General features: G+C 45.1%; 12 protein-coding genes. 2 read left to right on the top strand and 10 right to left on the bottom strand.

Features of this window, described 5'->3' with window-relative positions:
- Window positions 1-166: 166 nt before the first annotated feature.
- Genes FEFB_RS00655 through gmk form a run of 5 tightly spaced genes read right to left on the bottom strand, consistent with a single transcriptional unit; the run spans window position 167 to window position 2,385 of the window.
- Complete coding sequence (locus tag FEFB_RS00655; protein ID WP_047974326.1) at window positions 167-541, bottom strand: hypothetical protein; 375 nt, start codon at window positions 539-541, stop codon at window positions 167-169.
- A 10-nt stretch (window positions 542-551) separates the two neighbouring features.
- Complete coding sequence (locus tag FEFB_RS00650) at window positions 552-932, bottom strand: CvfD/Ygs/GSP13 family RNA-binding post-transcriptional regulator (RefSeq protein ID WP_047974325.1); 381 nt, start codon at window positions 930-932, stop codon at window positions 552-554.
- A 46-nt stretch (window positions 933-978) separates the two neighbouring features.
- Entirely contained in the window at window positions 979-1,557 is a 579-nt protein-coding gene (locus FEFB_RS00645) for a peptidylprolyl isomerase (protein ID WP_047974324.1), read from the bottom strand.
- Window position 1,558: 1 nt separating this feature from the next.
- Window positions 1,559-1,774 (bottom strand): DNA-directed RNA polymerase subunit omega, encoded by a 216-nt coding sequence (gene rpoZ, locus FEFB_RS00640; protein ID WP_047974323.1) that lies wholly within the window; start codon window positions 1,772-1,774, stop codon window positions 1,559-1,561.
- An 11-nt stretch (window positions 1,775-1,785) separates the two neighbouring features.
- The gene (gene gmk, locus FEFB_RS00635) at window positions 1,786-2,385 is read right to left on the bottom strand and encodes a guanylate kinase (RefSeq protein ID WP_047974322.1); all 600 of its coding nucleotides are present in this window, start codon (window positions 2,383-2,385) and stop codon (window positions 1,786-1,788) included.
- A gap of 281 nt (window positions 2,386-2,666) precedes the next feature.
- Here gmk and FEFB_RS00630 point away from each other — a divergent pair, with 281 nt between their 5' ends.
- Window positions 2,667-2,996, top strand: a complete 330-nt coding sequence (locus tag FEFB_RS00630; RefSeq protein ID WP_047974321.1) for a hypothetical protein — start codon at window positions 2,667-2,669, stop codon at window positions 2,994-2,996.
- 54 nt (window positions 2,997-3,050) lie between these two features.
- Here the strand turns inward: FEFB_RS00630 and FEFB_RS00625 are convergent, their stop codons facing one another.
- The 4 genes from FEFB_RS00625 to FEFB_RS00610 all read right to left on the bottom strand — a co-directional run bounded on the left by FEFB_RS00625 (window position 3,051) and on the right by FEFB_RS00610 (window position 7,580).
- Window positions 3,051-4,133, bottom strand: a complete 1,083-nt coding sequence (locus FEFB_RS00625) for a hypothetical protein (RefSeq protein ID WP_047974320.1) — start codon at window positions 4,131-4,133, stop codon at window positions 3,051-3,053.
- 15 nt (window positions 4,134-4,148) lie between these two features.
- Window positions 4,149-4,496, bottom strand: a complete 348-nt coding sequence (locus FEFB_RS00620; RefSeq protein ID WP_047974319.1) for a hypothetical protein — start codon at window positions 4,494-4,496, stop codon at window positions 4,149-4,151.
- Between the two features lie 146 nt (window positions 4,497-4,642).
- On the bottom strand, window positions 4,643-7,039 hold the full coding sequence (locus tag FEFB_RS00615; RefSeq protein WP_047974318.1) for an endonuclease MutS2: 2,397 nt from the start codon (window positions 7,037-7,039) through the stop codon (window positions 4,643-4,645).
- A 19-nt stretch (window positions 7,040-7,058) separates the two neighbouring features.
- On the bottom strand, window positions 7,059-7,580 hold the full coding sequence (locus FEFB_RS00610) for a CvpA family protein (protein ID WP_047974317.1): 522 nt from the start codon (window positions 7,578-7,580) through the stop codon (window positions 7,059-7,061).
- A 147-nt stretch (window positions 7,581-7,727) separates the two neighbouring features.
- Between FEFB_RS00610 and rnhC the strand changes: the two genes are divergently transcribed.
- Complete coding sequence (gene rnhC / locus FEFB_RS00605; RefSeq protein WP_047974316.1) at window positions 7,728-8,678, top strand: ribonuclease HIII; 951 nt, start codon at window positions 7,728-7,730, stop codon at window positions 8,676-8,678.
- 140 nt (window positions 8,679-8,818) lie between these two features.
- On the opposite strand, the gene FEFB_RS00600 is transcribed toward rnhC, so the two are convergent.
- A complete protein-coding gene (locus tag FEFB_RS00600) occupies window positions 8,819-9,124 on the bottom strand; it encodes a hypothetical protein (protein WP_047974315.1) in 306 nt (101 codons plus the stop codon).
- Window positions 9,125-9,127: the final 3 nt, after the last annotated feature.

Genomic DNA, 9,127 nt, shown 5'->3' with positions numbered 1-9,127 from the left:
TCGTAACGAACAATAACTAGTATAGCGCCTGCCCTCCTACTCGTCAATAGTTTTTCCATGTTTTTTAAAGAGATTCTAAAAGAGCGAAAGATACTTTTCTCGCCCTTTTATTAACGGATAAAACACGAACATTATTGCTATTGATTATTAAATCATCAATTAATATTTAACTAGCATCAAAGGATGTGAATGTTGATGGCTGAATTGTTGTCAACAATTCACGGATATCATCAGCACTCTTAAAGACCAATTCCTTCGGTAACTGCTTCTGTAATGCCTGATAATCAGTGACATGAAAGGAATATAATGACTCAGCATGACCTTCACCTTCGACTGCTGTGGCCAATTCACCCAAGCGCCAATCGTCAAAATTAGTCACACCAATCTTTTGAAATGCGGACAAAATCGTTCCCAAAGAGGTCTTTTCTTCATGATGGTGAACCTTGACAGCCCAAAAATGATCACCTGAATCCTTTTGATGGACTAAAAAATAGGGAATATCGTGGTCATATGCAATAACCGTCGCTGCTACCATTGTCATATAGTACTCCTCAGCTAATTCTTTTCTTTGCTTCCTCAATCCAACCTGGCAAGGCTAACGCAATTGGTTCAAAACCGTAGTCCAAATGATAGTTCGTCCAGAAATGTCGTTTCACGCTGTTGTTTTTAATAATCGGTGTGTCCTTGAGTGGCATGATGCCCACCTGACGAAGAGAGAGGGAAATCTTACCAGTGTACTGATCAATATCCAATACAATCACCTGTACCTGGTCACCGACTTTCAATTCGCCGTTCAAGTCCTTAACAATCCCTGATTTGAACTCCGAAATATGAACCAAACCTTGCGTTTGCTCGTCTAATTTAATAAAGCCACCATAGGGCTGAATACCAGTAACTGTTCCTGTCACCAGCTGTCCAATTTTATAAGGCATTTTTTTCTCCTACTGTCCTCATTATAGCAAAAAGCGCCCAACACTTTTAGTGAAGGACGACTTTTTCAATGACAATATCATCGATTGGGCGGTCAGCGTAGTCTGCTTTTGCCTTAGCAATCTTATCGACAACATCCATCCCAGAAACAACTTGACCAAAGACAGTATGCTTGCCATCCAACCATGGGGTTCCCCCATTTTCTTGGTAGGCAGTTTGAATTTCTTCTGGCAATCCCTTGAGGGCTGCCTTCATTTGCTTAGGAAAATGACTCGCTTGAACAATAAAGAATTGTGACCCGTTCGTCTTTGGTCCAGCATTCGCCATTGACAGAGCACCGCGAAGGTTAAACAAGTCATCTGAGAACTCGTCTTCAAAAGGCTTGCCCCAAATACTTTCACCACCGCGACCAGATCCTTCAGGGTCTCCCCCTTGAATCATAAAATCAGGAATCACTCGATGGAATATAACGCCATCGTAGTAACCTTCCTTGGCGTGCGTCAAAAAGTTTTCGACCGCCTTAGGTGCTTGTTCTTCAAAGAAAATCAGGTCAATATCACCATAGTTGGTTTGCAAAGTGGCTTGTGCTTCTTTTACCGCCAAATCTAACTGTGGAAAATCAGCCATCTTATTCTCCTTCATCCTGAACAACAGGGTTAATGACAACATCCCCTGCTTCAATTTCTTCTAGAGCTTGCCCAACTGATTTGTTGGAATCAAACTTAACCTTTGTTGCTGGCATCCCGGCATCCAATTCACGGGCGCGCTTTGAAGCTAAGGCAATCAACTTATACCGTGAATCAACTCGCTCTAACAACTTATCTACTGATGGATACAATAACATGTGCTACTCCTTTAGTCCGCAATTTGATCAAATACGCGGCTAACCTTCAAACGTTCAGCAGTAATGATTGCCTTAATTCGGTCAACGGCTAACTCGACGATATCATTCTCGACGGCATAATTATAATTGATCATTTTCTTCAATTCGTCCTTAGCGGCTTCAACACGTTGATTGATGACTTCAGGCGAATCAGTTCCCCGGCCCTCTAAACGGGTACGGAGATTTTTAATGTCAGGTGGGGTCAAGAAAATATAAACCCCTTCTGGCATTTTTGTCTTCACTTGCAAGGCCCCTTGGACATCAATTTCCAAGAATACATCCTTACCGGAAGCTAAAGTTTCATCAATGAAAGAACGTGGCGTTCCGTAGTAATTACCGACGTACTCGGCATATTCCAACATGTCACCTGCCTGAATCTTTTCTTCAAATTCCTCACGGGAAACAAAGAAGTAATCCTGGCCGTCCACTTCACCAACTCGTGGCTTACGAGTTGTTGCTGAAATGGAGTAACGGAAATCAACACCGTCATCTTCAAAGATCGCCTTACGAACTGTTCCTTTTCCGACACCAGATGGGCCTGAAAGGACGATTAACAAACCACGTTGTGTCATGCTCTTCCTCTTTAACATCAAAATCTACTTTAATGTTTGTATTTTACCAGAATTTTTCTCATTATTCAATGACGGGCTCAAGTGACCACTGATTTGTCAACCTAATTCTAACCTTCCCTGAGACATTTTAGAAAGTCTGTTCGCCTGAGGGGAACAAAGCCTTAAACGCCTTTAAATCAGCCTTAAATTAGTTCTTAATAAAAATTTAACCAAGAAAAGCACTTGCAATACCAAACATTTGTTCGTATACTAAAGGCAACAGTGAAAGAGGAGGCGGTCTCATGCAAGTCAATCTTGATAGCCGGACTTATTACAATCTAATCATTAAGCAAGGCAAGCATGTTTTTGCCCGCTTACGCGAACACTTTGCTGTCGTTCCATTGAAGCAACAACAAAATAGCCAGGAACTCATTACCCGCTTAGAGTTGGCCATTAATCTCCAAGAACCAGTGGACGTCCAAATGAACTATGGTTTTGATCAAGAACAAATCCAGGACTTCCATGGCGTCTTATCTCAGACGCCAGCTGGCGCATTGTTGATTCAGGATCAAAAGACGAAGCAAATTCATCAATTGATGCCGGACCTCTTGCGCCACATCTCATTTTCATAATTCTGCTAAAAATGCCTGTTGGTTTTCATTGAAGACCAGCAGGCATTTTTATCTTTACTTTTCTTTAACTAGTTCTTCAACGTCATCAACCGTTAGCTGTCCTAAGAGCTTGTTTAAGGCAGCAACATCCAGATAATGGTCGACGTCAGTTAAACCAGCTTCCATCTTCTTAAAGTCCGTCACGGCCTTCTTATTAGCTAAGAATTGCAAATAGCGGGTAATTTCGCCCCCTAAGCCATCCAATGAATCAAAAACAGGCTGCCAATAGTCAAAGAGATTCTCTTTGACAAAAGTAGCAATCAAGCTAGCCGTCCATTGGTGATGGTCAGCCTGCAACTTTTCTGCCAAGCCCTGATGTAAGGCCTGCAAAAGAGCCATTTCCTGGTCCGACACCACTCCGGCCGTCGATGTCTTTTGGAAGGTTTCCACCATCCGTTTTCCAAAGGCGATTTCTTCTTCCTGTTGCTCTGCCGTTAAAGCAGGTGTCAAAGGCTTTGCATCGGCATTTTTTAAATCAGGTAAGGTAACCGTTAAGCCACGAAAGACTTCTTGAATCGTTTCCAAGTCGAAATCATCGGCGTCACCGTTTTGCTTTAAGAATTTAAATTGCAAGTCATCGATTGCTGATGACTCACTCATCAACTTGGCAACATCCTGGCCCTGGAAACGGAAGTAATTTACCGCCATGACCGTTCGCATAATCATTTTCCAGAAATTTGGATCAAACTTAGTCGTTTGTACGCCATAACGTGGTGAAACCTGCCCTTCCTTGGCCAAGAAGGCTTGAATATCATACAAAACCGGCGTCAGTAAGACAAAGTAGCGCCAGTCACGGTCTGTTGATTGAACCAAAGTGGCTTGCATCGCCTCGTTTAAGTTGACAATCACCCGTTCATCACTCGTAAAGGCAGAGAAATTTTGCTGCACCATGGTGGCAATCAAGTCATCCAAGAAAAATGAAGCCGCTTCAAAGACTGCTGGCTGGTAGGCAGTATTCTTAGTTAAAAAGAACCGTGCTCGCAAGAAACCAGCAAATTCATTGTAATCAAATGGTGCTAACTTCTTATTTTCACGAAACTTGTGCTTTGTATTTTGGTGTTTAAATGCTTTAATTTGTGCTGACTTTCCTTGTTTCACAATGGGCCTCCTACCTTAAATTGATAAATCGAGTTGGTAACGTCCGTGACCAAACTCACGCAGCTTAAATTGAAAAATCTGTTCCTTACGCTCTAAGTTTGGTGTTTGGACCTTGGCCTGCAAGTCACCTTCAAGTTCTGCCACTTCAATGGCCTGGTTAATTGCTGACATGACCGGTGCAAAGCTCTTAGGATCGGCAGAAGCATAAAAGAGCTCCGCATTCCCGTAGGTATTGGAGCGACGAACTAAGTTCACGGACACTTTAAAACGGTTGGCTTCAAAGACCAAGTGATTATAGTTAAAATCGCGAGCGTATAAAAATAGTGCGGATAAAAATTCTCCGGCTGGGTACTTATCAGACATGTTGTCTTCCCTTCTCGTTGTTTCAAGTAATTGGTGGCGGATTAAATACGTTACTAACATCAGGACTAAGCATGCTTTTTATAAATAAAGACGGGATTATTGGGCTGCTGCAAGGCTGATTTTTCAGTCCTGGCCAAATTCAAGCTTTAGCGCAAGGTCACGATCGTGGCGCCATCCCCGCCAGCATTGGCGGAAGCAAAATGGAAGTCCTTGACCCGGCGGTCGGACCGCAGAAAATCAGTGACACCCTTACGTAATGCACCGGTTCCCTTTCCGTGAATAATCTCCACGGAAGAGAGGTTGGCCAAAACTACCGTATCCAAGTACCGGTCCAAATAAGTAATGGCTGCCTCGTAGCGAACGCCACGTAAGTCAAGCTTGGCCTGCACGCGGCCGGTTGCTGAACCGCTATGGGCCGTCTTAGCAACCTTTTGTCGGTGTTGCCTCTGCTTTTCCTTTTGAGCCTTGGCAGTTGCTTCAGTCTTCGTCAGGTCATCTTCGTCAACCAGCATCTTTAAGATGCCCAATTGGACTTCCCACTGACCGTTCTTATGCTTTTTCACCAGAGTTCCCTGCTGGTTATAGGATTGAACCACCACGTCATCCCCAGGAGCAAGCACTTTGGCCTTCTTGGCTTTTTGAAGAATTTTATTTTTCTCCAAGTGATCACTTTGATGCAAGGAAGAGATGGCCCGCTTTTGCTTTTGCAATTCCTGCTCGGACAAGCCAGCCTTTTGGCCACCGGCCAAGCGTTCCTTGCGGATAGCCGCAATTAACTGGTCCGCCTCCTTTTTGGTCTTTGCAACCAAGTGGTTGGCTTCCTTTTTGGCATCCATCATGACCTTAGCCTGATTTTGCTCCAGCTTTAACGTCTTTTTTTCCAGAAGCGATTGTTCACTTTGAACCTGAGCAGTCTTTTTTGCCAAATCAGCTCGCTCGCTCTTGGCCAATTGGCGCTGGTCAACCAAGTCCTGAATCATCTTATTCAAGTTTTGATCCTCAGGGTTCACCAATGACTGGGCATCCGCCAACAACTCATCATCAAAGCCTAAGCGCTTGGCGATGGCCAGGGCATTTGACTGTCCTGGTACACCAATTAAGAGCTGGTAAGTGGGCTTGAGCGTTTCCACATCAAAGACCATGGAGGCGTTTTCCGTTTCTGGACGGTCATAACCATAAAGCTTCAATTCTGGATAGTGGGTCGTGGCAATGGTTTTAGCCTGCAAAGAGCGGGTTCGATCTAAAATCGCCATGGCCAATGCAGCCCCCTCTTGCGGATCCGTTCCGGCTCCCAATTCATCAAAGATGACCAAAGATTGGTCATTTGTCTGCTGCAAAATCTGCTTGATGTTGGCCATATGCGAGGAGAACGTGGATAAGTTCTGCTCAATCGACTGTTCATCCCCAATATCAGCAAAAATCTTGTCAAAGACCGCTACCGTCGATGGCCGACCGGTCGTAATAAAGAGTCCCGACTGAGCCAAAAGCTGCAAAAGTCCCAACGTCTTGATCGTAATGGTTTTTCCACCAGTGTTTGGTCCTGTAATAATCAGCGTTTGGTAATCAACACCAAGACTAATATCGTTTTTAACGGCCTTCTTTTCACCAATCAACGGGTGCCAGGCCTGGTTTAAGACAACCGACTGATCGGTTGACAAGGCTGGTGCCTGAGCATTTTGACTTTTAGCTAACCGTGCCTTGGCGTTGGCAAAATCCAATTGGCCCAAAATCAGCGCATTGGTGACCAGGTCTTCACTATGAAGGGCCAGTTCAGCAGAGAGCTCAGCTAAAATCCGATTTTCCTCAGCTCGGGCCAAAACATTTAATTCTGACCATTCGTTGGCTAATTCAACCACCACCTGCGGTTCAATGTAGTAAGTCTGACCACTTTGGCTTTGGTCATGGACGACTCCCGGAATTTGGTGCCGGTATTCGGCCTTCACCGGCAACACATAGCGGTCAGACCGCTTTGTGACAATCGGCTCCGAGAGGTACTGGGCTGATTTTCCCCGCGTATACCCCTGCAGCTTCTGTCGGATAGCATTCTCATGCCCCGTCATTCGCCGCCTAAGGCTTGCCAATGCCGAAGAGGCGTTATCCAATACTTGCCCCGTCTCATCGATGGCCTTATTGACCTGAACCGTCAATTCAGGCAAGAGCACTAAGTCAGCCGCCTTAGCAGCCAGACGGTCCACTGACCCCGCCAAATCATCCTGAATATTTTCAAAAAAATGAGCAATTGCGGCGGTAGCAGTTAACACTTGGGCCAAACTGACAATTTCCGCCCCATTGAGGCTTGCCTGAATTTCCAATCGACGAACCTGATCTTTAATGTCCACCAAGGCCGGCAACAACATGCCACCCTTTAATCGATCAATCAACACGGCCTCGTTGGTTTCCTGCAACCAAGCAGACACTTGATCAAAATCAGAAGACGGTTGTAAGTGATCAACTAGGACTTGTCCCTGTTCGGTCTGAATAAAGGGATACAGTTGGTCTTTGACCTTTTCATATTCTAATGTCTGTAAGACTTTTTTATTCATTCTATTTGTTCCTTATTACTTAAAGCCACCACTGATAAATTTGGTTCGAAAGAACCGGCGTGGTGTTCAAAAACTGATTTAAAATTGGGCTTTGGCTAAACTGCATTTGCAGCCAGGCATTGGGGACAACCGATAAGACCTGCAAAATGAAAAAGCTTAAAACAACTCCAATTCCAAAATACAAGATACCACCCAGTAAGCCGTCGAGTGCTCCTAAAATTGGCAAACGGCGGATAAAGCGAATGGGGCGCAATAAATAGTGGCCAACAAAAGAACCCAAGGCCATCACGACCATAAAGGCCAGACCCGATGATAAGAACTGGGTTCCTTGACGAGAAACCTCGTCTGGCACACCTGGACGGGAGAACTGGCCCGAAACCCAGTTAGAGAAGAGATCAGCGAGGGGCTTGGAGTAAACCGTGGCCATATAAAAGACCAAACAAAAAATCGCTAAACGGGCCAAGACGTGGACCAAGCCTTCCCGGTATCCGGACAAGGCCATGAGGAAAATTACAACAGCAAAAATCAGTGAAAGAATCATTTTCAAGCTCCTATTTCGGCGCGATTTTATCTGGCTCTCCCCAACCAAATGCGCTCAATTCACATACTTAATACCGTCAATTATACCATTAAAACTGCTATAATTAAGTGGTTACAACCCCATTTATCAAGAAGAAAGCGGGCTTCAATGCAAAGCGTACTATCCTTGTCAAAGGCAACCATTAAGAAATGTCAGGACTACTATGCAGGTCACATGAAAGAATCAGCACCGGCTGGCGCACTCTTCCAGGCCCAAACAAATGAGACGACCATCACAGCTTACCATTCCGGCAAAGTGCTCTTCCAAGGCAAAAATGCCAATCTAGAGTCAAACCGATGGGCTGATCAGCAATTAGACCTCAGTAAAAAGGGTGAAAAAAGAGTCAAGGTACGACCCCAGCAGAATCAACCTGGCCAAAATCTTCCTGCTGGCTTTCAAAATTGGAGCGTCATCGGTTCGGATGAAGTTGGCGCCGGTGCCTACTTTGGTCCACTAACAACGGCGGCTGTTTATGTGCCACAGGAACAAAATGCTTGGGTCAAAAGCCTTGGTATCGCCGATTCGAAGACACTAACTGACGAAAAAATTAAGGCCATGGCGCCTCAGATCATCGAACGCCTCCCCCACCACGTTGTCAACCTCATGCCGGATAAGTACAACCAATTGCAACAAAGCGGACAAAACGTTGTGGCCATGAAGGCCCTTTCGCACAACTTTGTTTTAGCAACCGTCCTCGGAAAAATCAGCCCGACAAAACCGGATGGCTTCTTAATTGACCAATTCGTCACGCCCAATTCTTATTTTCGCTATCTAAAAAAGAACCACCAGCAGCCAATCGTTGAAAATCAGGTCTACTTCACCACCAAGGGTGAGCGTTACCACCTAGCCGTCGCCGCGGCTTCTATTCTCGCCCGCTACGTCGAACTGATTTCAATGGCCGAACTGAGCCAGGAAGCCGGTATTCACCTACCAATCGGTGCTGGTAAGGAAGCAGACCGCGTTGCTAGCCGCCTTATCAAAGAGGGAAAAGACTTGAACCACTTTGCCAAGGTCCACTTCGCCAACACCAAAAAGGCTGAAAAATTAGCCCGCGGGTGAGTTAATGCTAGTGAGCGTTAAAGGGTTCTAGGAACCCTCGGGCTCTTAAACCAAAACACTCCCCCAAAGCGGCTCTATTCCAAACCAAATTTTATTGATAAGAAAACCACTAAGCAGAATCACCTGCCTAGTGGTTTTCTTTACTTGTCATCGTTTAAGGACAAGTCATGTTCACTAATTTCAATATCATTGCGGTCCTGATCTTCCTGATCAACCACTTGGTTCGCCAATTCTACTTTCTTAGCAGCCAAGGTCTCCTTGGCTTTCGAAACATAGGGCGCCAAATTGTCTTGAACGCGACTAGCAGCCTGCTTCGCTTGGTCGGCCTTGGCCTGAACCTTTTCTTTGAGTTCATCTTTTTGTTCTTCGTGCATCAACTTGTAGGCCGCAGTGACACCAAGACCAAACAAGAAACCAGCAAAAATGCCATTCGTTGCTTTTGACATAGC

The sequence above is a fragment of the Fructobacillus sp. EFB-N1 genome (assembly GCF_001038455.1).
GTDB classification, from domain to species: domain Bacteria; phylum Bacillota; class Bacilli; order Lactobacillales; family Lactobacillaceae; genus Fructobacillus; species Fructobacillus cardui.
Note: the sequence above shows the minus strand (reverse complement) of the source record. Positions and strands in the feature narration are given on the sequence as shown.